General features: G+C 40.9%; 23 protein-coding genes, 9 tRNA genes and 2 rRNA genes. 24 read left to right on the top strand and 10 right to left on the bottom strand.

The window, feature by feature from the left end; genetic code table 11:
- The 12 genes from KHA88_RS17170 to rocF all read left to right on the top strand — a co-directional run bounded on the left by KHA88_RS17170 (position 1) and on the right by rocF (position 5115).
- Positions 1-2930: ribosomal RNA gene (locus KHA88_RS17170) — 23S ribosomal RNA — on the top strand.
- A 111-nt stretch (positions 2931-3041) separates the two neighbouring features.
- A 5S ribosomal RNA gene (rrf, locus tag KHA88_RS17165) occupies positions 3042-3158 on the top strand.
- Between the two features lie 10 nt (positions 3159-3168).
- Positions 3169-3243 (top strand) — tRNA-Asn (locus KHA88_RS17160).
- A 1-nt stretch (position 3244) separates the two neighbouring features.
- Positions 3245-3317, top strand: a tRNA-Thr gene (locus tag KHA88_RS17155).
- Positions 3318-3337: 20 nt separating this feature from the next.
- Positions 3338-3412: transfer RNA gene (locus tag KHA88_RS17150), tRNA-Glu, on the top strand.
- A 32-nt stretch (positions 3413-3444) separates the two neighbouring features.
- Positions 3445-3520, top strand: a tRNA-Val gene (locus tag KHA88_RS17145).
- A 9-nt stretch (positions 3521-3529) separates the two neighbouring features.
- Positions 3530-3605 (top strand) — tRNA-Thr (locus KHA88_RS17140).
- 19 nt (positions 3606-3624) lie between these two features.
- Positions 3625-3709 (top strand) — tRNA-Tyr (locus KHA88_RS17135).
- A 56-nt stretch (positions 3710-3765) separates the two neighbouring features.
- A tRNA-Gln gene (locus tag KHA88_RS17130) sits at positions 3766-3840 on the top strand.
- Between the two features lies 1 nt (position 3841).
- Positions 3842-3914 (top strand) — tRNA-Lys (locus tag KHA88_RS17125).
- Positions 3915-3989: 75 nt separating this feature from the next.
- Positions 3990-4065 (top strand) — tRNA-Ala (locus tag KHA88_RS17120).
- 150 nt (positions 4066-4215) lie between these two features.
- Positions 4216-5115 carry an arginase gene (gene rocF / locus KHA88_RS17115; RefSeq protein WP_213122583.1) on the top strand — a complete coding sequence of 300 codons (900 nt, stop codon included), beginning with the start codon at positions 4216-4218 and terminating at the stop codon, positions 5113-5115.
- 36 nt (positions 5116-5151) lie between these two features.
- Here the strand turns inward: rocF and KHA88_RS17110 are convergent, their stop codons facing one another.
- Positions 5152-5313: an aspartyl-phosphate phosphatase Spo0E family protein gene (locus tag KHA88_RS17110; protein ID WP_213098968.1), complete on the bottom strand. Its 162-nt coding sequence runs from the start codon at positions 5311-5313 to the stop codon at positions 5152-5154.
- Between the two features lie 179 nt (positions 5314-5492).
- Here KHA88_RS17110 and sigW point away from each other — a divergent pair, with 179 nt between their 5' ends.
- The 5 genes from sigW (at position 5493) to glmM (ending at position 10319) form a co-directional block, all read left to right on the top strand.
- On the top strand, positions 5493-6056 hold the full coding sequence (gene sigW / locus KHA88_RS17105) for an RNA polymerase sigma factor SigW (RefSeq protein WP_213098969.1): 564 nt from the start codon (positions 5493-5495) through the stop codon (positions 6054-6056).
- Positions 6057-6061: 5 nt separating this feature from the next.
- Positions 6062-6694, top strand: a complete 633-nt coding sequence (locus tag KHA88_RS17100; RefSeq protein WP_346728998.1) for a zf-HC2 domain-containing protein — start codon at positions 6062-6064, stop codon at positions 6692-6694.
- 177 nt (positions 6695-6871) lie between these two features.
- The gene (gene cdaA / locus KHA88_RS17095; RefSeq protein WP_213098971.1) at positions 6872-7702 is read left to right on the top strand and encodes a diadenylate cyclase CdaA; all 831 of its coding nucleotides are present in this window, start codon (positions 6872-6874) and stop codon (positions 7700-7702) included.
- Positions 7695-8936, top strand: coding sequence for a CdaR family protein (locus tag KHA88_RS17090; protein WP_213122582.1), 1242 nt, complete (start codon positions 7695-7697; stop codon positions 8934-8936). The genes cdaA and KHA88_RS17090 overlap by 8 nt, the downstream gene beginning before the upstream one ends.
- Before the next feature lie 33 nt (positions 8937-8969).
- Positions 8970-10319 carry a phosphoglucosamine mutase gene (glmM, locus tag KHA88_RS17085; RefSeq protein WP_213099418.1) on the top strand — a complete coding sequence of 450 codons (1350 nt, stop codon included), beginning with the start codon at positions 8970-8972 and terminating at the stop codon, positions 10317-10319.
- 85 nt (positions 10320-10404) lie between these two features.
- Here the strand turns inward: glmM and KHA88_RS17080 are convergent, their stop codons facing one another.
- The 3 genes from KHA88_RS17080 to KHA88_RS17070 form a co-directional block, all read right to left on the bottom strand.
- Positions 10405-11013, bottom strand: coding sequence for a LysE/ArgO family amino acid transporter (locus tag KHA88_RS17080; protein ID WP_213122581.1), 609 nt, complete (start codon positions 11011-11013; stop codon positions 10405-10407).
- Positions 11014-11089: 76 nt separating this feature from the next.
- Positions 11090-11320 (bottom strand): hypothetical protein, encoded by a 231-nt coding sequence (locus tag KHA88_RS17075; protein ID WP_213098974.1) that lies wholly within the window; start codon positions 11318-11320, stop codon positions 11090-11092.
- A 2-nt stretch (positions 11321-11322) separates the two neighbouring features.
- Positions 11323-11643, bottom strand: coding sequence for a YbjQ family protein (locus KHA88_RS17070; protein WP_213098975.1), 321 nt, complete (start codon positions 11641-11643; stop codon positions 11323-11325).
- 190 nt (positions 11644-11833) lie between these two features.
- Here KHA88_RS17070 and KHA88_RS17065 point away from each other — a divergent pair, with 190 nt between their 5' ends.
- Positions 11834-12052: a DUF5342 family protein gene (locus tag KHA88_RS17065; RefSeq protein ID WP_213122580.1), complete on the top strand. Its 219-nt coding sequence runs from the start codon at positions 11834-11836 to the stop codon at positions 12050-12052.
- Between the two features lie 86 nt (positions 12053-12138).
- Here KHA88_RS17065 and wrbA read toward each other — a convergent pair whose 3' ends face one another.
- Positions 12139-12750, bottom strand: a complete 612-nt coding sequence (wrbA, locus tag KHA88_RS17060) for an NAD(P)H:quinone oxidoreductase (protein ID WP_213098977.1) — start codon at positions 12748-12750, stop codon at positions 12139-12141.
- Positions 12751-12993: 243 nt separating this feature from the next.
- Here wrbA and KHA88_RS17055 point away from each other — a divergent pair, with 243 nt between their 5' ends.
- Positions 12994-13635 carry a VTT domain-containing protein gene (locus tag KHA88_RS17055; RefSeq protein ID WP_213122579.1) on the top strand — a complete coding sequence of 214 codons (642 nt, stop codon included), beginning with the start codon at positions 12994-12996 and terminating at the stop codon, positions 13633-13635.
- Positions 13636-13700: 65 nt separating this feature from the next.
- On the opposite strand, the gene KHA88_RS17050 is transcribed toward KHA88_RS17055, so the two are convergent.
- Together KHA88_RS17050 and KHA88_RS17045 are read right to left on the bottom strand one after the other, a co-directional pair.
- A complete protein-coding gene (locus KHA88_RS17050; protein ID WP_213122578.1) occupies positions 13701-14627 on the bottom strand; it encodes a DsbA family protein in 927 nt (308 codons plus the stop codon).
- The gene (locus KHA88_RS17045) at positions 14624-14962 is read right to left on the bottom strand and encodes a winged helix-turn-helix transcriptional regulator (protein ID WP_213099419.1); all 339 of its coding nucleotides are present in this window, start codon (positions 14960-14962) and stop codon (positions 14624-14626) included. Before KHA88_RS17045 ends, KHA88_RS17050 begins: the two co-directional genes overlap by 4 nt.
- A 150-nt stretch (positions 14963-15112) precedes the next feature.
- Between KHA88_RS17045 and KHA88_RS17040 the strand changes: the two genes are divergently transcribed.
- The 4 genes from KHA88_RS17040 (at position 15113) to KHA88_RS17025 (ending at position 20508) form a co-directional block, all read left to right on the top strand.
- The gene (locus KHA88_RS17040; protein WP_213098980.1) at positions 15113-15616 is read left to right on the top strand and encodes a DinB family protein; all 504 of its coding nucleotides are present in this window, start codon (positions 15113-15115) and stop codon (positions 15614-15616) included.
- Positions 15617-15937: 321 nt separating this feature from the next.
- Positions 15938-18940 carry an efflux RND transporter permease subunit gene (locus tag KHA88_RS17035; RefSeq protein WP_213098981.1) on the top strand — a complete coding sequence of 1001 codons (3003 nt, stop codon included), beginning with the start codon at positions 15938-15940 and terminating at the stop codon, positions 18938-18940.
- 153 nt (positions 18941-19093) lie between these two features.
- A complete protein-coding gene (locus KHA88_RS17030; RefSeq protein ID WP_213098982.1) occupies positions 19094-19600 on the top strand; it encodes a GNAT family N-acetyltransferase in 507 nt (168 codons plus the stop codon).
- 89 nt (positions 19601-19689) lie between these two features.
- Positions 19690-20508: a GNAT family N-acetyltransferase gene (locus KHA88_RS17025; RefSeq protein ID WP_213122577.1), complete on the top strand. Its 819-nt coding sequence runs from the start codon at positions 19690-19692 to the stop codon at positions 20506-20508.
- An 89-nt stretch (positions 20509-20597) separates the two neighbouring features.
- Here the strand turns inward: KHA88_RS17025 and KHA88_RS17020 are convergent, their stop codons facing one another.
- The 3 genes from KHA88_RS17020 to KHA88_RS17010 all read right to left on the bottom strand — a co-directional run bounded on the left by KHA88_RS17020 (position 20598) and on the right by KHA88_RS17010 (position 21622).
- Positions 20598-20861, bottom strand: a complete 264-nt coding sequence (locus KHA88_RS17020; RefSeq protein ID WP_213098984.1) for a type II toxin-antitoxin system RelE family toxin — start codon at positions 20859-20861, stop codon at positions 20598-20600.
- Positions 20851-21081 carry a hypothetical protein gene (locus KHA88_RS17015; protein ID WP_213098985.1) on the bottom strand — a complete coding sequence of 77 codons (231 nt, stop codon included), beginning with the start codon at positions 21079-21081 and terminating at the stop codon, positions 20851-20853. Before KHA88_RS17015 ends, KHA88_RS17020 begins: the two co-directional genes overlap by 11 nt.
- Positions 21082-21163: 82 nt before the next feature.
- Positions 21164-21622 carry a DinB family protein gene (locus KHA88_RS17010; protein ID WP_213122576.1) on the bottom strand — a complete coding sequence of 153 codons (459 nt, stop codon included), beginning with the start codon at positions 21620-21622 and terminating at the stop codon, positions 21164-21166.
- Positions 21623-21937: 315 nt separating this feature from the next.
- Between KHA88_RS17010 and KHA88_RS17005 the strand changes: the two genes are divergently transcribed.
- On the top strand, positions 21938-23857 hold the full coding sequence (locus tag KHA88_RS17005; protein ID WP_213122575.1) for a heavy metal translocating P-type ATPase: 1920 nt from the start codon (positions 21938-21940) through the stop codon (positions 23855-23857).
- Positions 23858-24233 lie beyond the last annotated feature (376 nt).

Here is a 24233-nt window from a genome sequence, read left to right as displayed (position 1 = left end):
TTAAGTTAGAAAGGGCGCACGGTGGATGCCTTGGCACTAGGAGCCGATGAAGGACGGGACTAACACCGATATGCTTCGGGGAGCTGTAAGCAAGCTTTGATCCGGAGATTTCCGAATGGGGAAACCCACTGCCCGTAATGGGGTAGTATCCATTTCTGAATACATAGGAAATGGAAGGCAGACCCGGGGAACTGAAACATCTAAGTACCCGGAGGAAGAGAAAGAAACATCGATTCCCTAAGTAGCGGCGAGCGAAACGGGAAGAGCCCAAACCAAGAGGCTTGCCTCTTGGGGTTGTAGGACACTCTATACGGAGTTACAAAGGAACGGGGTAGACGAAGCGGCCTGGAAAGGCCCGCCAAAGAAGGTAACAGCCCTGTAATCGAAACTTCGTTCCCTCCAGAGTGGATCCTGAGTACGGCGGGACACGAGAAATCCCGTCGGAATCCGGGAGGACCATCTCCCAAGGCTAAATACTCCCTAGTGACCGATAGTGAACCAGTACCGTGAGGGAAAGGTGAAAAGCACCCCGGAAGGGGAGTGAAAAAGATCCTGAAACCGTGTGCCTACAAGTAGTCAGAGCACATTCATGTGTGATGGCGTGCCTTTTGTAGAATGAACCGGCGAGTTACGATTTCATGCGAGGTTAAGTCGAAGAGACGGAGCCGCAGCGAAAGCGAGTCTGAATAGGGCGCATGAGTATGAGGTCGTAGACCCGAAACCAGGTGATCTACCCATGTCCAGGGTGAAGGTAAGGTAACACTTACTGGAGGCCCGAACCCACGTACGTTGAAAAGTGCGGGGATGAGGTGTGGGTAGCGGTGAAATTCCAATCGAACCTGGAGATAGCTGGTTCTCTCCGAAATAGCTTTAGGGCTAGCCTCAAGGTAAGAGTCTTGGAGGTAGAGCACTGTTTGGACTAGGGGCCCTCATCGGGTTACCGAATTCAGACAAACTCCGAATGCCAATGACTTGTCCTTGGGAGTCAGACTGCGAGTGATAAGATCCGTAGTCGAGAGGGAAACAGCCCAGACCGCCAGCTAAGGTCCCAAAGTATACGTTAAGTGGAAAAGGATGTGGAGTTGCTTAGACAACCAGGATGTTGGCTTAGAAGCAGCCACCATTTAAAGAGTGCGTAATAGCTCACTGGTCGAGTGACTCTGCGCCGAAAATGTACCGGGGCTAAACGTATCACCGAAGCTGCGGACTGACACCTTCGAGTGTCAGTGGTAGGAGAGCGTTCTAAGGGCTGTGAAGCCAGACCGGAAGGACTGGTGGAGCGCTTAGAAGTGAGAATGCCGGTATGAGTAGCGAAAGAAGGGTGAGAATCCCTTCCACCGAATGCCTAAGGTTTCCTGAGGAAGGCTCGTCCGCTCAGGGTTAGTCGGGGCCTAAGCCGAGGCCGAAAGGCGTAGGCGATGGACAACAGGTTGATATTCCTGTACCACCTTTTTACCGTTTGAGCAATGGGGGGACGCAGGAGGATAGGGTAAGCGCGCTGTTGGATATGCGCGTCCAAGCAGTTAGGCCGGGGTGGAGGCAAATCCTTCATCCTAAAGCTGAGCTGTGATGGCGAGGGAAATTTAGTACCGAAGTTCCTGATTCCACACTGCCAAGAAAAGCCTCTAGCGAGGTAACAGGTGCCCGTACCGCAAACCGACACAGGTAGGCGAGGAGAGAATCCTAAGGTGATCGAGAGAACTCTCGTTAAGGAACTCGGCAAAATGACCCCGTAACTTCGGGAGAAGGGGTGCTCTTGCGGGTGCAAGCCTGCGAGAGCCGCAGTGAATAGGCCCAGGCGACTGTTTAGCAAAAACACAGGTCTCTGCGAAGCCGCAAGGCGAAGTATAGGGGCTGACGCCTGCCCGGTGCTGGAAGGTTAAGAGGAGCGCTTAGGTGTAAACCGAAGGTGCGAATTGAAGCCCCAGTAAACGGCGGCCGTAACTATAACGGTCCTAAGGTAGCGAAATTCCTTGTCGGGTAAGTTCCGACCCGCACGAAAGGCGCAACGATCTGGGCACTGTCTCAACGAGAGACTCGGTGAAATTATAGTACCTGTGAAGATGCAGGTTACCCGCGACAGGACGGAAAGACCCCGTGGAGCTTTACTGCAGCCTGATATTGAATGTTGGTGCAGCTTGTACAGGATAGGTAGGAGCCTTGGAAACCGGAGCGCCAGCTTCGGTGGAGGCATTGGTGGGATACTACCCTTGCTGTATTGACATTCTAACCCGCACCCGTGATCCGGGTGGGAGACAGTGTCTGGCAGGCAGTTTGACTGGGGCGGTCGCCTCCTAAAGTGTAACGGAGGCGCCCAAAGGTTCCCTCAGAATGGTTGGAAATCATTCGCAGAGTGTAAAGGCACAAGGGAGCTTGACTGCGAGACCTACAAGTCGAGCAGGGACGAAAGTCGGGCTTAGTGATCCGGTGGTTCCGCATGGAAGGGCCATCGCTCAACGGATAAAAGCTACCCCGGGGATAACAGGCTTATCTCCCCCAAGAGTTCACATCGACGGGGAGGTTTGGCACCTCGATGTCGGCTCATCGCATCCTGGGGCTGTAGTCGGTCCCAAGGGTTGGGCTGTTCGCCCATTAAAGCGGTACGCGAGCTGGGTTCAGAACGTCGTGAGACAGTTCGGTCCCTATCCGTCGCGGGCGCAGGAAATTTGAGAGGAGCTGTCCTTAGTACGAGAGGACCGGGATGGACGCACCGCTGGTGTACCAGTTGTTCCGCCAGGAGCATCGCTGGGTAGCTATGTGCGGACGGGATAAGTGCTGAAAGCATCTAAGCATGAAGCCCCCCTCAAGATGAGATTTCCCATAGCGCAAGCTAGTAAGATCCCTGAAAGATGATCAGGTTGATAGGTCCGGTGTGGAAGTGTAGCGATACATGGAGCTGACGGATACTAATCGATCGAGGACTTAATCAAAATTTTCAAGGTTTATCTTCTCATTTATCTGGTTTTGAAGGAATGAATTTCAAAAAAAGACTTGAAAAATATTATAAATCGATTATAATAGTACTTGTCTTAATAAAATTGTCTGGTTGCGATAGCGAAGAGGTCACACCCGTTCCCATCTCGAACACGGAAGTTAAGCTCTTCAGCGCCGATGGTAGTTGGGGGATCTCCCCCTGCAAGAGCAGGACGCTGCCAGGCAGTATTTCATTCCGCAGTAGCTCAGTGGTAGAGCTATCGGCTGTTAACCGATCGGTCGTAGGTTCGAATCCTACCTGCGGAGCCATGCTTCCATAGCTCAGTTGGTAGAGTGCTTCCATGGTAAGGAAGAGGTCACCGGTTCGAGCCCGGTTGGAAGCTTCCGATAAAACATCTTACATGGCCCCTTGGTCAAGCGGTTAAGACACCGCCCTTTCACGGCGGTAACACGGGTTCGAATCCCGTAGGGGTCACCATTTATATTTTAGCTCAAAGTGTTTTTTAAATTGGAGGATTAGCTCAGCTGGGAGAGCATCTGCCTTACAAGCAGAGGGTCGGCGGTTCGATCCCGTCATCCTCCACCATAAAATGTTGCCGGCCTAGCTCAATTGGTAGAGCAACTGACTTGTAATCAGTAGGTTGGGGGTTCAAGTCCTCTGGCCGGCACCATTTTTTTTGACCATTTTTAGGTGGGGTAGCGAAGTGGCTAAACGCGGCGGACTGTAAATCCGCTCCCTCCGGGTTCGGCGGTTCGAATCCGTCCCCCACCACCATTTTATATGAATGATTTTCTGATTAAAGGGCAATATACATAATATATTTTACTCGATGGGCTATAGCCAAGCGGTAAGGCAACGGACTTTGACTCCGTCATTCGTTGGTTCGAATCCAGCTAGCCCAGCCATGAGCCATTAGCTCAGTTGGTAGAGCATCTGACTTTTAATCAGAGGGTCGCAGGTTCGAATCCTGCATGGCTCATCTTTCATTTCGTTATCAGTTGTCTTGATTATTCAAGGCTTCTTTTACGTATACAAACCTTTTTATAATATCTTTGGGGCCTTAGCTCAGCTGGGAGAGCGCCTGCCTTGCACGCAGGAGGTCAGCGGTTCGATCCCGCTAGGCTCCACCATAAATTAAACTTTCAGACCTATGTCATTTGAGACATAGGTCTTTTATTTTGGATGAAAACCTCCATCGTATAAATATTCAAATAATTGTTAAGTTGAGTCATTCACTCTTTTCAAGCTATGATACAAATAAAGAGTGAGGGGGAGTTATCATGGGGAACAAGCTATCAATATTGGGGGTCCCGATGGATCTAGGACAAATGCGTCGCGGTGTAGATATGGGCCCAAGTGCAATGAGGTATGCAGGTATCGTGAACCGGCTTAAAAAACTGAATTATGATGTCGAAGATCTGGGTGATATTCGAGCGGAGATTACAGATATGACTCAAAATGAAAAAAGCTCGTTGCGAAATCTGAAAGCGATTACGGATACGAGTACTGTGTTAGCTGAATTAATCGGATCAGTCGTTGAAAAAGGACGTTTTCCGCTTGTGCTTGGTGGTGATCATAGTATCGCAATTGGTACACTTGCTGGGATTGGCAGGTATTTTCAAAATCTTGGCGTCATCTGGTACGATGCACATGGCGATTTAAATACGGATGAAACCTCTCCTTCCGGTAATATCCATGGTATGCCTCTGGCCGCGAGTCTGGGATTTGGACATCCTGTACTTACTGAGATTGGAGGGTATAGTCCAAAGATAAAGCCGGAGAACATCGTGATTATTGGTGCAAGGGATCTTGATGAAGGGGAACGAAAGCTTATTAGAGAGAAAAATATTAATGTTTTTACGATGCATGAAATTGATCGTTTAGGTATGGCAAAGGTAATGGAACAAACCATTGATTATTTAAAAGATCGGACGGATGGAGTGCATTTATCGTTAGATTTAGATGGTTTAGATCCGCATGATGCACCAGGGGTTGGGACACCGGTGCTTGGTGGAATAAGTTATCGAGAAAGTCATTTGGCAATGGAAATGCTGGCAGAATCAAAATTGATTACTTCTGCTGAGTTTGTTGAGGTGAATCCAATTTTAGATGAAAGAAATAAAACGGCTGAGGTAGCTGTCGCTTTAATGGCTTCACTTTTTGGAGACAAATTATTATAAGAAACGTATAAAAAAGCAGTAGCTCTAATTTTAGAGCTACTGCTTTTCTACGTGTAAAGCTTGATACTGGTTAAGAAGTTTGTCCAGTTGGTCGCTGATTCGGACAACTCGTTCATCTATAAATGAAAAAGCCAGGCCAAGTTCAACCATTATCCGCCGCTTCTCCTCAATTTTTACTAATAAATCGGATGCATGCATATTGCCCCCCGACCTCCCTACACATCATTTTATATACTGTATATCCCTTTTTTCAAATAATAAACAAGCATTAGGATAAATTTGGTAAGATATAATAGTGATTAGCCTATTATTGAAACCTATTAAAGATTCATACGTATAAATGGATGACCGCATGAAGAGCGGGAGGTAGAGAGAGAATGGATGCAATCGTTAATCAAAGAATCAAGCAAGTATTAAGGGGCGACCAAGAAGCATTTGGAGAAATCGTGGAGTTATATAAAAATAAGGTTTTCCAATTATGTTTTCGGATGCTAGGAAATCGACATGAGGCTGAAGATATTGCACAAGAAGCTTTCGTAAGAGCTTATGTGAATATTCACAGCTTTACTCAAGGTCGAAAATTTTCCACATGGCTTTACAGAATCGCTACGAACCTTTGTATCGATAGAATTAGAAAAAAGAAGCCTGATTATTTTCTAGATGCGGAAGTGGCTGGAACAGATGGGCTGACGATGTATTCTCAAATTGCAGCAGAAGGAAAATCTCCGGATTCTGAAGTGGAGACAATGGAACTTCAGGAAATCGTTCAACGGGAAATATTGCGGCTACCCGATAAATACCGGATTGTCATTATCCTAAGATATATCGATGAGCTCTCTCTAAAAGAGATTAGTGAGGTACTAGAAATGCCACTTGGAACTGTCAAAACTCGTATCCATCGGGGTAGGGAAGCACTTCGAAAACAATTGCACAATTTGTAGGAAGGGTGAGAAGGAAATTGAAGGCATGTCCTGAAGAAATCAATCTCTATATGCAAGAATATTTAGATGGTGACTTGTCTCGGGAAAATGAGCAGGTGCTAAAAGAGCACTTGCAAAAATGCCCTGCCTGCCAAAATCATTTTCAAGAATTAAAAAGAACCATTGCATATATAAAAAGCACATCACATATTCAAGTTTCAAATGAATTTACTGCAAAGGTCATGGGGAATTTACCTAAAGAAAAAAGTAGTGCGGGAGTAAAGCGCTGGCTGCGTCATCATCCCCTTCTTGCAGCAGCTTCTTTGTTCTTAATTTTAATGGCTGGAAGTGTGTTCAATGTTTGGAATAATGATCAAAAGTTCTCTGTCACGAAGGAAACAAATCTTGTCGTTGAAAACGATACTGTCATTGTACCAGAAGGTAAAGTTGTAGAAGGGGATATAACAGTCAAAAATGGCAACTTGAGGATCGAAGGAGAAGTAAAAGGTAATGTAACCATAATTAATGGGGAACGTTATATGGCCTCTGCGGGAAATGTAACAGGAGAGATTGAAGAAATTAATGAATTGTTCGAATGGATTTGGTACAAAATGAAGGATAGCGGGAAAAAAGTAGTAAATTTATTTGAGGAAGAATAAAAGATAGTCTACACTCTCGAGTTCTGATGGTGTATAAAAGGGAACAGGTCAATTACGACCTGTTCCCTTTAGTTTTGTAGCGGGAAAAAGAAAATATATGTTATAATGAATAAGTTATTATCCATAAAATGAACGGAAGCATTCATACGCTTCGATTAAATAGATGGGGGAAAGAATATGCCGTTTGCAGACCTTACCATCATGGACTATTTGTCCCGCATAGTGGATATATTCCTCGTTTGGTTCGTCATTTATAAATTAATAATGATTATACGCGGCACAAAGGCCGTACAGTTGTTAAAAGGAATTTTTGTCATCATTATCGTATGGATGTTAAGCGATTTCTTCCATTTAAATACGTTAAGCTGGATGATGGAAACAGTAATTTACTGGGGATTCCTTGCAATTATTATCATTTTTCAGCCAGAACTTAGACGTGCCCTTGAACAGCTTGGTCGAGGAAAGTTTTTTGCAAGAAGTGGTATTCACGAAGAAGAAGAACGGAAGCAAAGGCTTGACGCCATCACTGAGGCAGTCAGTTATATGGCGAAGCGTAGAATTGGTGCATTGATTTCAATTGAAAGAGAAACTGGTATGGGGGACTATATAGAAACTGGTATACCTCTCAATTCAGATTTGACTCCCGAACTGTTGATTAATATTTTTATACCGAATACACCGCTCCATGACGGGGCAGTGATTATTCAAAAAACGCAAATAGCTGCGGCTGCCTGCTATCTTCCATTGTCTGAAAGCCCATTTATTTCGAAAGAACTGGGGACTAGGCATAGAGCCGCTCTTGGCATCAGTGAGGTTACAGATAGCTTGACTGTAATAGTTTCTGAGGAAACAGGCAGTATCTCCATTACAAAGAATGGCGAACTGCATCGTGATTTATCACTTGAAAAATTCCAACAGCTATTAGGAAAAGAACTCATAGACGACAATAAAGCAAAACAGTCTTCCTCATCAATTTGGAAAAGAAGGGAGAAGACAGAAAATGGATAAGTTTATGGAAAACCCTTGGTTTATCAGGATTATCGCGATGTTGCTGGCAATTCTGCTCTTTGTCTCAGTTAATGACTTAAGTGGTAAAAAAGCAGGAACCACACCAAATGGAATGGAAAACATCGATACCGAAACCATTGTGAATGTACCCGTAGAACTATATTATGATGCTGAAAATCTCGTCGTATCTGGTGTCCCTCAAACAGTTGACGTAAAAATAGAAGGACAGCGGAGATTTGTTGAAGCTACTAAAAGACAGCGAGATTTTAAGGTGTATATCGATTTGTCCGATGTTAAAATAGGAAACCAGCGAGTTCCGATTAAATATAGTGATATCTCAGAAAAGCTAAAAGTTCATATTGAACCTTCATATGCTGATATTTCACTTCAAGAAAAGATTACCGAAGATTTCAAGGTGGAAGCAGAGTTTAACCGCAGCATCCTTGCCGACGGATTTGAAGCCGAACGTCCAGAGGTAGAGCCAAAAACGGTTAAAATCACCGGAGCAAAAGATATTATTGAAAAAATATCCTATGTTAAGGCAACAATTGATGCAAGTGGCCTGATTAATGACACAATCAGGAGAGAAGCAAAAGTAACGGTACTTGACCGAGAATTGAACAAGCTTGATGTAATAGTCGAACCAGGATCGGTATCTGTCACTATTCCGGTTAAAAACCCAAGAAAAAATGTCCCAATTAAAATTAGGACAACTGGGACTCCGATGGACGATATCGTCATTAAAACCGTGAGCACCGTAACACCTGAAGTGATGGTATTTGGGAGAACTGAAATCCTGCAAGATGTGAACGAACTGGAAGTTTCCGTTGACATCAGCAATATTCAAGAGGATAGTGAGATTGAAGTACCAATCAAATACCCTCTTGGAGTAAATAAAATTACTCCTGATAAAATTAAAGTGAAAATCATTGCTGAAAAAAAATTAGAAGAAACGACATTGAATGACATTCCGGTAGAAAGTAAGGGGCTTAATCCTAATCTTGATTTGGAGTTATTGTCTCCCGCGGACGGGGCAGTTTCACTGAAACTGACTGGCGAACAAGAGGATTTGAAGAAGGCCGCCGAAAGCACATTTGAGATATTTATTAATACAGAAGGTCTGGATGTCGGTGACCACGAAGTAGAACTCGAAGTAGAAGGTCCCACAAATGTAGACTGGGAATTATCTGTAAAAAAAGTAAAAATTCGATTAACAGAAAAAGAAGATGTCTAAATGGATTGTTTAGAAGAAGGAGCGATAGATTCAATGGGTAAATACTTTGGAACTGATGGAGTAAGAGGGGTAGCAAATGCGGAACTGACCCCTGAACTGGCCTTTAAATTAGGACGCTTTGGAGGCTACGTATTAACAAAGGACACAGATCGCCCTAAGATTCTTATCGGCCGCGATACTCGCGTTTCAGGTCATATGCTAGAAGGTGCTCTCGTATCAGGATTGCTATCCATTGGTGCAGAAGTGATGCGTCTCGGCGTTATTTCAACCCCGGGAGTGGCTTATTTAACGAAAGCACTTGGAGCCCAAGCAGGCGTGATGATTTCAGCTTCACATAATCCGGTAGCCGATAATGGCATTAAATTTTTTGGCTCTGATGGATTTAAACTGTCAGATGAGCAAGAAGAGGAAATCGAAAATCTTCTTGATTTAGAGGAAGATACATTACCACGGCCTGTGGGAGCGGATCTTGGTCTTGTAAATGACTATTTTGAAGGCGGACAGAAATATTTGCAGTTCTTGAAACAGTCAGTAGATGAAGATTTCTCTGGCATTCATGTGGCGTTAGATTGCGCGCACGGGGCTACATCCTCATTGGCAACACATTTATTCGCTGATCTTGAAGCGGATATTTCTACAATGGGCGCAGCTCCAAACGGCTTGAATATTAATGAAGGTGTAGGATCTACACATCCGAAAGCACTATCAGCATTTGTGAAAGAAAAAGGCGCAGATGTTGGCCTTGCCTTTGATGGAGATGGCGACCGCTTAATTGCAATTGATGAAAACGGCGATATGGTGGACGGTGACCAAATTCTATACATTTGCGCCAAGCATTTGAAGGAAGAAGGACGCTTAAAGCAATCGACTGTCGTTTCTACAGTGATGAGTAACCTTGGATACTATAAGGGACTTGAAGAACTTGATATTAATAGTGTTCAGACGGCTGTAGGAGATCGCTATGTTGTTGAAGAAATGAAAAACAACGGCTATACCCTCGGTGGAGAACAATCTGGGCATATTATTTTCCTTGATTACAATACAACGGGCGATGGTCTTTTAACCGGCCTGCAACTCGTGAATATAATGAAGCTTACTGGCAAGCCACTTTCTGAGCTAGCCAAAGGAATGAAAAAATATCCACAAAAGCTTGTTAATATAAAAGTAACAGATAAGTATCATGTGACAGATAATGAAAAGGTTAAAGAAGTCATTGAACAAGTGGAAGCGGAGATGAATGGAAACGGACGTATCCTCGTTCGTCCTTCTGGTACAGAACCACTTGTACGCGTCATGGCAGAAGCACCGACAGTAGAAGCATGCGAAAACTTCGTTGATCGAATTTCCGCTGTAGTACAAGCGGAAATGGGCTTGGAAGAATAAAAAATAAGGGATGCACAAGAGCAAGAAAAACAGCTCCTGCGCATCCCTTTTTTCGACAAAATCCGGGGCGTGCCTGCACTCCCCGCTATATGAGTTGCAAAGCCATGTAGATAGCGACTCCCCAGATGATGCAGGCTGATACTTTGTTTAGTCTGCCCATTAATTTGCCCCCTTGATTCTTCTTTCCGATCAGGCGTCCAACTAACGCTAAACCAAAGAACCAAAGCCATGATACGAGGATTGTACTTAATGTAAAGACCCAGCGCTCATAATCTGCATAGTTAAGTGAACTTGTACCAATCACTCCGATGGTGTCTAGGATGGCATGCGGATTTAATAAGGATACCGATAAAGCAAATAGAATTTGCTTCTTGGGAGAAAACCGTTCAACTTCGTCTTTCACTTCATTAGGCTTACTTTTCCATAAAGTCCATCCTATGTATACGAGAAAGAAAAAACCAATCGTATATAAAGCTAATTCAAGCCAAGCAAAGGTCAAAACGATCAAGGAAACACCTAAAACGGCTAATAAAATAAGAATCGTGTCACAAATTGAGGCAGTCAGAATAACGGGTACCGCCCTAATGAAAGTTCGCTGGCTGACACCTTGATTAAAGACAAAAACATTTTGTGCGCCTAAAGGCAAAATTAATCCAAATCCTAAAATAAGTCCGTGTAATAAAGCTTCAAACAACATATTCTCTCCAATCAATTCAATACTTTTTACATTAAAAATGAGCCTCGCTCTCAGTTATGAGCGAGGCAGTTATTCATTCTTCCTCTTTATAAAAACGTTCGCCAGTCTCTGGATGAAAATAAACAACCAACTTTTTCTTCGTCGTTGGATCGATGGATACTTCTTTTGTGCGAACGAATCCATCTGGAACTTCTTGTCCGTGTTTCGTTTTAAAGCGGCGATCCCATACAAACCAAGAGCCGAAGATGATGACAATAACAATGATGATTTGGAGACCGTAAAAGCCGAGAATCCATTCCCACATTTTTATTCCTCTTCCGCAACTACTGCAGTTCCGTAAGCAACGATTTCGCTCATGTTTTGGCCAATTTCTCCGGAATCAAACCGCATCATAATAATCGCATTGGCATCCATCGCTTTTGCATTAGCGACCATCCGGTCCATCGCTTGCTTTCTTGCATCTTCAAGCATTTCTGTATATTGATTAATTTCTCCGCCTATGAGGCCTTTAAAGGAAGCGACAATGTCCTTTCCAATCCCGCGGGCTCTTACCGTTAAACCGAAGACAGGACCTTTTATTTCCGTAACTTTGTAGTTTGCGATATTTTCTGTAGTGACAATGATCATGCAATCTCACTCCCTTTGAAAATGACTATCTACTTTTTATTGTACACGAATAAGAATATGTCTGTCATTTCTGTTTTTTTTAAAATCTTCCTCTCATGAAATTCTCATTCTTGTCTTATTTTATTTTCATATTAAAAAGTTATTCTTTTATAGAAGGAACAACGAAATAAAATAATTGGAGGTTGCTACTATGTTAGAAAACTTCGAAATAAAAAAAGCATTATTTAAAGACCAAATTCATGAAAGATATTTATTTTCATTAAACTTTAAGGGACATGATTATGAAGGGATTTATAACGAGGGAGATATCACTTGGTTTAATCCTCATCCAAGAAATGATCTTAAGGAAATACATTTAGATAAAATTGAATCCAAAGTGGATGTTAAAATGCAAAAGCTGCTTTCATAAAAAATAGAAGAGTCCTCTTTTGTGAGAAGGGCTCTTCTTATATTTACTTGAAAGCTTGCTCTTTATGGTTTTCGAGCATACAACAATTATTGATTCGCCTTTTTAACCCATTCTGCAACCGTTGCAGTACGTTTAGCCTGATGCTTGACAGCGGCTTGGACATCTTCTACCATATTTCCGTTTTGATCAACAGAAACGCTTGTGCCGTAAGGATTCCCTCCAGCAGCAAAGGTAACAGGATCTGTATATCCAGGTGATGCTACAATCGCTCCCCAGTGATACATCGTTGTATAAAGCGAAAGAATCGTTGCCTCTTGGCCCCCATGTGGGTTTTGTGCGGAGGTCATAGCACTAACAACTTTATTTACAAGTTTCCCGTTAAACCACAGCCCGCCTGTTGTATCTAAAAACTGTTTTACTTGACCTGGCATATTGCCGAATCGGGTCGGTATGCTGAAGATGATCGCGTCTGCCCATTCTAAATCATTCAATGTTACTTCAGGTACATCTTTTGTTGCATCCACATGAGCTCTCCAAGCTGGATTTGAATCAATGGCTGCTTGTGGAGCTGTTTCCGCTACTTTTAAAACCTTAACTTCGGCACCAGCTTCCTTTGCTCCTTCTTCGGCCCATTTTGCTAGTTGGTGGTTTGTCCCTGTGGAGCTATAATACACGATCGCCAAATTTATATTTGTCATTTTTATCCTCCTTGATGATTTTGACCGTATTCTTTTTCTACTTTAGAGTGGGTAATTTCAAACTTGTTTATTCACATAACTTAGGTTTCTTTCAACACGGCTTAGGTTAAACGTTTGACAATGTTATCACAGAATGAAAAAAAGCTTGCAGTTCAAGGGGGAAAGGGTAATAATTAATTTTTATGGACATTTTTCGATAATAAACTTCGCCTACTTTAATTACCCCAAAAAAGGAGAAAATATATGACAATCATTCAGAATTTAATCAGTTTCATTTTACATATTGATCAACATCTTATCGATATTATCCGCATATTTGGTGGATGGTCATATGCGATATTATTTTTAATTGTCTTTGTTGAGACAGGCATTGTTATTTTCCCCTTTTTACCAGGAGACTCTTTATTGTTCGCCAGTGGTGCATTTGCAGCGATGGGTGCCTTTAATATTGTTCTTCTTATCATCGTATTCTTTATTGCTGCTGTGATCGGTGATACCGTCAATTATCATATCGGGAAAAAAATAGGCACCTCGATTCCTCCCAATAGCTGGTTAGGGAAAGTGATTAACAAAGAAAAAATGGAAAAAGCGGAGGAATTCTTTAACAAACATGGTGGCAAAACAATTATTATTGCCCGTTTTATGCCGTTTATCCGTACGTTTGCACCGTTTGTCGCAGGTGCGAGCCATATGAACTATCGATATTTTATTATTTATAATGTGGCCGGCGCCGGACTTTGGGTAGGATTATGCACGATGTTAGGCTATTTGTTTGGCAACATCCGTATTATCAAAAATAACTTTTCAACCGTTATATTAATTATTATCTTTTTATCTGTTTTACCAGCTTTAATCGCTTATATTAAAAACCGTCTAGCAAAATAAAGACAATCGATACAAAAACAGACATCCTCATTCGGAGGATGTCTGTTTTTATTAAAAAGTTATTGTTATTTCTTTTCAATATATTTTTCACCAAGAATTTCTTTAAGTTCATAGTCTATTGTTGAAAGTTCATCTTGAATAAATGAGGTAATCTCGCTTTGTTCAACGTCATACATTACCTCAATTTCCTTTGAAAATAATCGGATTTCTTTGTCTAAAAGATTTGAAAGCGCAGGCTGGGATTTTGGTTGGAGTTCCTCATTTTCACCGAGCACTTGTTTTAATCCGTTCACATAGCTTTCTAAAGGCCTGGAGCCGACAATTTTTACGCCTTTATTATCTTCATTCACCATAATGATGGTTGGGAAACCTCTTACTCCGAGACTTCTAGCAAGACTAAAATCTTCGTTTAAAAGCTGTTGTCCAGTTGAAAGATTAGCTTCTTGTACAATTTTTTCTCCATTAAGGCCAAGTTGATTCACAATGTCAATCAATACTCGTTCTTCGCCTATGTTCTCGTTAAATGCGAATACAGCTTCACGTGCCCGTCGTAAAAAGGCGGTAGCAAGTTTTTCATCGGTTTTTTGAATTGTTTTAAAGACACGGGAAGGTGGGTATGATGATTGGATAGGGTTTTCAATCCAAACAGTTCCGTCAATTGGCATGCGGGAGTACTCGCCAACTTCTCTCCAATGGGAAGCAACGTCAGATGGATTAGAAATACCATTACTAACGTCAGCAAAGCCATCCCATTTTTCCAGCAAGCCACCCATCACCGTATGAAAATTAAAGTATTGACCATATTGCTCTTCAAATCTACGAAGAACTGGCTCAAGGGCCCAGCAATGGGAGCAGATCGGATCCGTCACATAATAAAGATCTATCAACTTTTGCGGCTTATTTAAATCAATCATCTCCATTTCTTCCCCACCAACTTCACCACATACTCCCGTTTCAAGGTCACAAATCATATTATTGTTGTTTTTATTCATTTAGATTCACTCTCTTCCATATTAATTTTTTGATACTCGAGTGCCCACTGCTGAATAGGCTGAAGTGCCGTAGCTAGTGCTCGTCCTTTCTCTGTTAATTCATAAGAAATAACGACGGGCGATTCCCCACTCACTTTTTTTACTATCAATTCGTGTTCGCTGAGTTCGGATAATTTTAATGAAAGTGCTCTAGGTGTGATCTCCTCAATATCTCTTTTCATTTCGGAAAAATGACTCCTACCATCCGGGCATAGAGACAAGTAATGAATAATTAACCCGTTCCATTTCCTACCGAGAATTTGAAAGGAAGATTCTAAATATGGACATATTTTAATTATGATCACCTTCTTTGTATAATTACTATATCAGATATAAAAAGTATATCAAGTAAAAATATCTCTTTTTATTAAATTCCTCATAATAAAAGGGTTTTAATAAGAAAAAGCAGAAATAATACAGGATAGAACAAAAATGGAGGCGAAGGCATGTTTGTAACAGTCGAAGATTTTTTAACAAATTGGGGACATGAAAGTGGATCGACGAAAAAAATATTAGATGTATTAACAGATGATTCACTTGCACAAGAAGTATCGCCTGAGGACCGGACACTTGGACGGATCGCATGGCATATCGTGACAACGCTTGATGAAATCATGGGGAGGACAGGCTTAACATTTGAAGCAGCGCGACATGATGCCCCAGTTCCGAATTCTGCACAGGCAATAGCTGATGCCTACCGTTCCTCAAGTGAGGCAATGGTAGCAGCCATCCGGGAGCAATGGACTGATGAAACATTAAAGGAAAAGAAAGATATGTACGGGGAATCATGGACAGTTGCAACTGTACTTGATATCCTAGTTGCCCATCAAACCCACCACCGCGGTCAGATGACTGTTCTTATGCGCCAAGCAGGCCTCAGCGTTCCAGGCGTATATGGCCCCGCTAGAGAAGAGTGGGCAGCATTTGGAGGACAACCTCCGGAAGTGTGAAAATCAGTAAAAACATTCAATAGATTTACTAACTAAGAGCTTGTTCATAATCAGAACATGCTCTTTTCTATTTCCCTCTTGTTTCTGAAAAATTGCGGGAATCAACAAAAGCATAACCGCATATAATCAAACGTTTGATTAAAAAAACAAATAGAAAATTCGACAAAATCCGGGGCGTGCCTGTCACTTGTCGAATTTAAACATCCGTCTTGAGGCGGAGGAAGTTTCATCCGTTGGTCTGTTTTTACTTCATTACAACCAGACTAAGCTAAAAGGGATGGGAAAATTTATCCAGTGGGAAAAATTAGGGGGTAGGAGTAGATGATTTGGTTTACGAAATGGGCTTTACGGAATAAAGCTGCGGTTATTTTGATGATTGTTTTGTCTTTAGGATTGGGAGCGCTTAGTTATTTCACACTTCCAAAGGAGTTTTTGCCTGCGGCGAATAACCCGATGGTGACAGTCATTGTGATGGGACAAGGAACGGATGCAGACACAATGGCCGATCAGGTGACAAAGCCGATTGAAAAAGCAATTGGATCAGTCAAAGGAAAGAAACATGTCTTTTCAACTTCTGCTGATGGATATACTTCAGTAGATATTTCTCTCGATCCATCCGTAGATATGAAAGAAGCAAAAGCTCAGGTGCAAGAGGCTGTTAGTGGATTGCAGTTACCAGAGGGGTACTCGAAGCCTATAGTTTCACAGTTAAACTTAGATATGATCCCTTTATGGCAAATTGCTTTGTCTTTTCCAAATGGTATCAATAGAGAAGACATGGAAAAGATCGAAAATGAAATCGTCCCGACGTTTCAAGGCATATCTGGAGTAGGAAACGTTTCTGTATATGGTAAACAGCAAACACAAATCAATGTAAAGCTTGATAAAGATAAGATGTCTAGTTATCAAATTCCAGTTCAAGCCTTAATGGGGATTCTGCAAGGTAAAAATCTGGCCGTTGCGGTCGGTGAAGAAACGATTGATGATAAGAAGACAAATTTAAAAGTTATTGGACAAATTGAAGGTAAGCAAGAACTGGAAAACATACAAATTGCTCCTGATGTATTGTTAAAAGATATTGCGAGTGTTGAAGTTTCCGATTCGAGTTCAACATTTTTCACTCGCGTAAACGGCGAGGAAGCAGTTGCATTACTTGTATTTAAAGAATCAAATGCAAATGCTGTTGCAATTGGTAAAAAGGTAAATGAAACAATGAAACAAGTGAATAAAGATTATAAGTCTAATATTGAGACGTCAATGATTGTCTCATTCTCAGACTTTATCGTTCAATCTGTTGACAGTATGATGGAATCTGTTCTTTTGGGAGCATTGTTTGCAACGATCGTTATTTTCTTCTTTTTACGTCATTTGCGTATGACTGTGATTACAGTGATTAGTATTCCGCTTTCTCTTGGGTTAACATTATTTTTACTTTCACAGTCAGGTATTACACTAAATGTCTTAACAATTGGCGCCGTTGCCGTCGCAGTTGGACGTTTGGTTGACGACAGCATCGTTGTCATTGAAAATATTTTCCGGAAGGCACAAAATGGTGATTTTTCAAAGCATGTCATTGTTGATGCCACAAAAGAAGTAGCCTCTGCAATTACTTCGTCAACATTAACAACTGTTGCAGTATTTTTACCGATGGGACTTGTAAAATCAATGCAGGAAATATTGTTGCCATTTGCATTGACAATAACTTACGCGCTAATTTCTTCGCTGCTCGTCGCATTGATCGTCGTCCCTCTAATGAGTTCGCGATTACTGAAAAAGGGGAAGTTACCTTCGTATAAAAAACCAGAAAATTACATTCAGATTTTGAATTGGTGTTTAAGTCATAAATGGGTCCCGCTCGTTCTGTCATTCCTTATCTTTGTTGGTGCAATTGGCATGTATTTTGTTATGCCAAAAGGAGCGGAAAAAGCTGCAGATAAAGATGTATCCATCACGATGGTATACCCTGATGACGTGCCATTTACAAAGGTAAAGGATGAAGTATTGCAGTTAGAAACTTTTATAAAAGAACAATCTGGCGTAGAAAAGGTTAGTGTTTTCCTCGGCTCAAATCCAGAAGATGCGCAGTTTAGTCAAATAAATTCGCAAAATACAGGTGATTTTTACGTTGTTATGAAAAGCGGAGCCAATACGCAGAAGTTTATGGAGCAAATTGAGAAGCAAAAAGAGAAATATAGTGACGCGGAAATCGATGCCATGTTTGCTTCAATTATGGGTTCAGGTAATTCGACAATCACAATAGATGTCGTTGGAAATGAAACGGAACAATTGATTCAAGCATCAGAAAAAGTGATTGACGAAGTAAAGGGTATTGATGGAGTTGAAAAAGTAACGAGTAACCAGGAGGAATTAAAATCTGTTTACGATATTGTCATTGATCAAGAAAAAGCAAATACGGAGGAAGTGGCGAGGCAGGTTCAGTTGCTGCTCAACCCATTTCCGATAGGAACAATTAAGCTTGAGGGCAAAGATACAATGGTTTTACTAGACAGCTCGATCAATCCAACATCTGAAGCAGAGTTAAAAGATATTTCAGTGGCTGTCAACCAAGAAATCATGCCGCTTTCTTCTATTGCAAAAATAGAAAAGTCAAAGAAACCAACAAGCGTATTACGAAAAGATGGAAATGAATATGTGCGAATTAATATCCAAGTTGATCCAAAGAAGTTGTCCGAAATATCCAATGAAATTAATTTAAAAACAAATGATCTCACTTTACCAAAGGGTGTTTCTCTAGAAACAGCTGGAGCCGCAAGTGCACAAGATGATCAGTTTATGGAGTTATTCCAGTTGATGGCAGTTTCGATTGGTTTAGTTTATTTAATTATGGTGCTGACGTTTAAGACGTTGCGGGCACCGCTAGTCATCTTGTTTACGTTGCCACTTGCTATTATTGGGGCGGTGCTTGGATTATTAATTTCTCAAACGCCGGTAGACATCGGATCGATGATTGGGGCTTTAATGCTCATCGGAATCGTTGTTACGAATGCAATTGTGTTATTGGACCGTGTTAGACAAAACGAAGAAACAATGCCGATTCGTGAGGCATTACTAGAAGCTGGTGCAACAAGGTTCCGGCCGATTATCATGACAGCACTCGCGACCATATTTGCGATGATTCCTCTCTTAATGGGTAAAGAAGAAATGGGAAGCCTTGTTTCGAAAGGGTTAGCGGTTGTTGTCATCGGTGGATTGTCCGTGGCCACCTTACTGACTTTAGTCATCATACCAGTCGTCTACGAATTGTTTCACTTTAAAAAAGCAAAGAAACAACGACTTGCGGGTGAGAATACAGTATCAGTGTAAGGGGAGTGCCTTGGGCACCCCCTTTCTTAATTTTCCAGGATTTTCGGGTATAAAAAATGAAAAAACGGAGTATGGAATAGGCACTTTGTTAAAGGGAATATGATGGATGTTGTAGAAATGCATTTATAAGAAGATGCATCTAGGAGGATAAAAATGAGCAGTATTGTCTTAAGCTCAGATCGGTTGAATTTAAGAAAAATGGGCAAAGAGGATGTTCATCTTTTAATGGAAATATTTTCAGACCCAGAAGCAATGAGGTACTATCCATCAACAAAAGATGAAGATGGTGCGATGAATTGGATTCATTGGACATTAGATAATTATACGAAATACGGTGTAGGACTTTGGATGGTAGAAGATAAGGGAACGGGAGAGTTTCTTGGACAGTGTGGAATTGTACCTCAAGAAATAGATGGTGTAATAGAAATGGAAATTGGTTATTTGTTTGTCCGGCGTGTTTGGGGAAATGGCTACGCTACAGAAGCGGCATCAGCATGTAAGAAATTCGGATTTGAGCAAATGAACCTTAGCAAACTCGTTTCTTTACCTGATATTAACAATATCCCGTCTACTAAAGTTGCTGAACGAATCGGAATGAATATAGAAAAGACCATTACAAAATGGGGAAAAGAGGTTTATGTGTATTCCGTGTATGCTTAATGGATATTATGGACCGTCATAGTAAATCGTTTGAAAATGACATACAAAGTTAAGAAAACAACTCTTACATGGTGGATGGAGGGGCCGTAATGTTAACTATAGAACAATTACAAGCAATAGAGCAGCTTCAAAAAGAGTGTGAAAAAGAGGATAATATGCAGCTAAAGTTAAATTGGGAAATGCTCCAACAAAGAGAGGATCAGAGCATGGATTTCTTTCATATGGAGAACGGAGAGTTAGTCGCGTATCTAGCATTATACGGATTTGGCTCGACAGTCGAAGTATGTGGAATGGTGAAGCCAAGTGAAAGAAGAAAACGCTATTTTTCCACGCTTTGGAATGAAGCAGTAAAAACAATTGAGGAAAAGGGATTTCAAAAAGTTTTATTGAATGCTCCAGCCTCCTCAGATTCAGCTAAAGGATGGTTGGCTGAACAGTCGTGTACGTACGGCTTTTCCGAATTTCAGATGATGTGGGAAAAGCAACCCATGGAGGAAAGCAATGACGTCCTAATTCGAGATGCGCAGAAAGAGGATCTAGACCTTGAAGTATTACTCGATGTTCTTGCTTTCCATATGAGCAAAGAAGATGCACGTGCTCATTATGAACGTGTCAAAAAGAATTTGGGTGAACAGTATTTCATGATCGAAGCAGACGGGCAAACGGTCGGGAAAATAAGGGTAAGTCGAATGGACGGTGAAGCCTGGATCTATGGTTTTTCCGTGTTGCCACAATTCCAAGGTAAAGGCTACGGCAGGAAAGCCCTTAGGAACGTTGTAAAGAAGGAGCACGAAGCTGGGTATAGTGTACATCTTGAAGTAGAAACGAAAAATGAACATGCTCTTCGTCTTTATGAATCAATCGGTTTCACTGTTGTTCATGGTCAGGATTATTATTTGTGGTATTAAATTGTTCTTGATGTAGCAGAAAAATTCCCCACTTCAGTGCATAGAGTAGGGGAATTTGTATTTAATTAACCGTTTGCTAACTGGATATTTTATTTATAGACATCTCCTCGTGAACCAATCTTAACGATGATAATAAGTAAAATTTCATCCATTATTGAATACAAAACACGATAATCTCCTAAACGTTGCCTATATAGGTTTTCGTGTCCTTGGATTTTTTTTATGTCTAATTCTGGATGCCTGGGGTTTTCGGAAAGAATTTTAATATGATTGTAAATTCGAGTGCGAGTTTTTTTATCGAGGTTTCTTAGGTATTTTTCTGCCCTTTTTGATAGTTCAATATTATATATCATCTTCGATTTCCTCGAAGGGAATCGTTCGTCCATGCTTATAATCTTCTTCTGCTTCTTTTATCGCTTCAAGATCTTTCTCAGTGAGCGGTTCATTATCATACGCAATATGTTCATCTTTAGGTTGATTAATTAGTCGTGTTAACAGGTTATAAACGAGTGGAATGTCTTTTTCTGATAAATAATAAACCATTTCCGCTAGTTCATCCTTTTTAACTGCCATTTTTATCACCCCATCACTAAAAGTTTTCTTACAGAGTTTTTTTTTTATTATAACACAATGATAAAAATCACCAGTCAATGACTTATATACACTTCTTCAAATCTAAAATCGCCTGCAGGTGCATGCCTTCATGGAAGATCGTGCGGATGAAAACTTGTTCAATGGTTTGCATGCCCATTTCTGTAGGTGGGAAAACTTCTTCCAACCTATTTCCATATACTGCTTTTAATTGGAATGGTTGATTACTTAATAATATTTTTAATTCTTTAAATGTCGGTGTTTCACGTGCAAAGTCCTTTGGGGTTGTTCCAAATCCAAACCAACTGTTAAACTCTTTGGGGACATCCACCTGTTCCTTAGTCAATGCTTTTATCCATAAATATTGGTCTAGATAAATATGGCCAAGATTCCAGCGGATATTGTTATTGAAACCTTTTGGAACAATTTCTGCCTCCTCACAGTTCACTCCGTCTAATACACCTAAAGTATACCTTCGATACGTCTTTAATTGAGTAAATAATACCTCATGCCTTTGTTTCATTATTAACGGCCCCTTTCTTTAATCATAAGGATGTATTCCGCGTATCCTTTATTTTTCCCTGCCAATTTCAAACCAAGTTAGAATTAATATAAAGTGTTAAATGATAATGATTTTCATTATGAGTAGACGTATCGTTTGTGATTTCTTTATAATTACTGCCTAGACATTAATAATCATTCTCAACTAGATTAAATTATTATCAATTAAGATTGACATTTTAGGAAAAGTTTAATATTATAGTTACATGATAATAATTATAAATAAGTTAATGGAAGAAAAAATAAACCAAAAATAAAGGGAAAGGAAGGTGTAAATATGAGTGCCCAGGCACAATTGTTAAAAAGTAATAAACCAATTCCACAAGAAAACTTATGGAAAAAGCTTAAGGTCAATGGAGAACTAATTGCAGCTTTAGGGAGCGGTGTTCTCATCCTACTTGGTTGGTTATTCGATAAAAGTGGTTATGGGACAATGTCAGTGATTCTATATATGTTCGCCTTTGTGATCGGTGGTTTCGCAAAAGCAAAAGAAGGTATTGAAGATACCATCAAAAATAAAGAGCTTAATGTTGAAATGTTGATGATTATGGCAGCTGTCGGTTCGGCAATCATTGGCTATTGGACTGAAGGCGCCATTTTGATCTTTATTTTTGCAATGAGCGGTGCTTTAGAAACATATACGATGAACAAAAGTCATAAAGAAATTTCTTCATTAATGGAGATGCAGCCAGAAGAGGCATTGCGAATTACAGACTATAGTGAAGAACATGTGCATGTGTCGGAGTTAACCGTTGGTGATCTCATACTCATCAAGCCTGGAGAAAGAGTTCCTTCTGATGGTGAAATAACGAAAGGTCGTACAACTCTGGATGAAGCGGCTATCACAGGGGAATCGGTCCCTGTTTCCAAGAGTAATCATGATGAAGTATTCGCGGGAACTGTGAATTTAAACGGTTCGATCACTGTGCGAATTACAAAGCCAAGCCACGAAACCTTGTTTCATAAGATTATTGAATTAGTACAATCAGCGCAAAGTGAAAAATCACCTTCGCAGCTTTTTATTGAACGATTTGAAGGACAATATGTAAAAATCGTGCTGGCTGTTGTGTTCGTGATGATGTTCCTACCACATTATTTGCTGGAATGGAGCTGGACTGAATCTTTTTATCGGGCAATGATTTTACTTGTCGTTGCTTCACCGTGTGCACTCGTGGCTTCTATTATGCCTGCTTCGTTATCAGCCATTTCTAATGGGGCAAGACATGGCATCCTCTTTAAAGGCGGCGTACATTTAGAACAATTAAGTGCAATAAAAGCGATTGCTTTTGATAAAACGGGAACCTTAACGAAGGGAAAACCGGAAGTTACTGATTTAATTGTCCAAGACGGACTCACCGATGAGGAAGTTTTACTCGCGACAGCATCGATTGAAAGCCACTCAAACCATCCATTGGCTAATGCGATTGTAAAATACGCCAAGGGTAAATTAAGCTTACCGCTCATTCACCCAGATAGCATTGAAGATGTTACTGGTTGGGGAGTAAAGGCAGTTATTGATCACGAAGAATGGAAAATTGGTAAAGCGAGTTTTGTTGGAAATGAAATGGCAGAAGCATTTGCCAATGGGGCGGCAAAGAAATTTGCAAGTGAAGGAAAAACCATCGTCTTCGTGCAAAAAGGCAAAGAGCTTGCGGCAATGATAGCACTTAAAGATATGGTGCGTGAAGAAGCGAAGCTTGCTATTGATCAATTAAAAGATCAAGGTGTTTACACGATTATGCTTACAGGTGACAGTGAAAAGACAGCTCAAGCGATTGCTGCTGATAGCCATGTCCGTGATCATATTGCTGAATGTTTACCGGAAAATAAGGTCGACCATCTTAAGGAGTTAAAAAAGAAATATGGAAATGTTGCGATGGTTGGTGATGGAATCAATGATGCTCCAGCACTTGCGACAGCAAACGTAGGAATTTCCATGGGCGAGGGCACCGACGTCGCGCTCGAAACAGCGGATATCGTCCTAATGAAAAATGATCTGTCGCGTATTTCCGAAGCAATCCGTTTATCGCAAAGGATGAATAGGATTATTAAGCAGAACGTTATATTTTCAATCGGCGTGATTATCTTGCTCATTCTATCCAATTTCCTTCAAATGTTGGATTTGCCATTCGGAGTGATTGGCCATGAAGGAAGTACCATTCTTGTCATTTTAAACAGTTTAAGACTTTTGAGGTAAGGTTCCTTATATATCAAATGGGCCCTATAGGGTAGACACTTTAAAAAGGTCTCCCTATAGTTTTTTTGTATACCAAATCGTTAATTGAATAATGGAAAAGTTAGAAATAGTACATAAGTAGTATAGACTGTTTGGTGTAACAAGTCTATTATGTTTATAACAAGTTGATATTATCGTAGGACTTTTTGTAAAAATTACTACAACTTTGAATCAGTAAACCCATGTTATTGTTCATTATTTAACTCCGCTAATAAAGGAAAATAAATATCTAAATCCTCAATAAATTAACCACATGACGCTAGAGACAACTAAAGCTTGAAAATTATTTAGCCTACCTCACAATGCTTAATTCATAAACCTCCAGCTTTTGCACATT

Source organism: Lederbergia citrea, assembly GCF_018343525.1.
Classification (GTDB): domain Bacteria; phylum Bacillota; class Bacilli; order Bacillales; family Bacillaceae_C; genus Lederbergia; species Lederbergia citrea.
The sequence above is the reverse complement of the archived record's forward strand: the minus strand, read 5'-3'. Positions and strand labels throughout refer to the sequence as shown.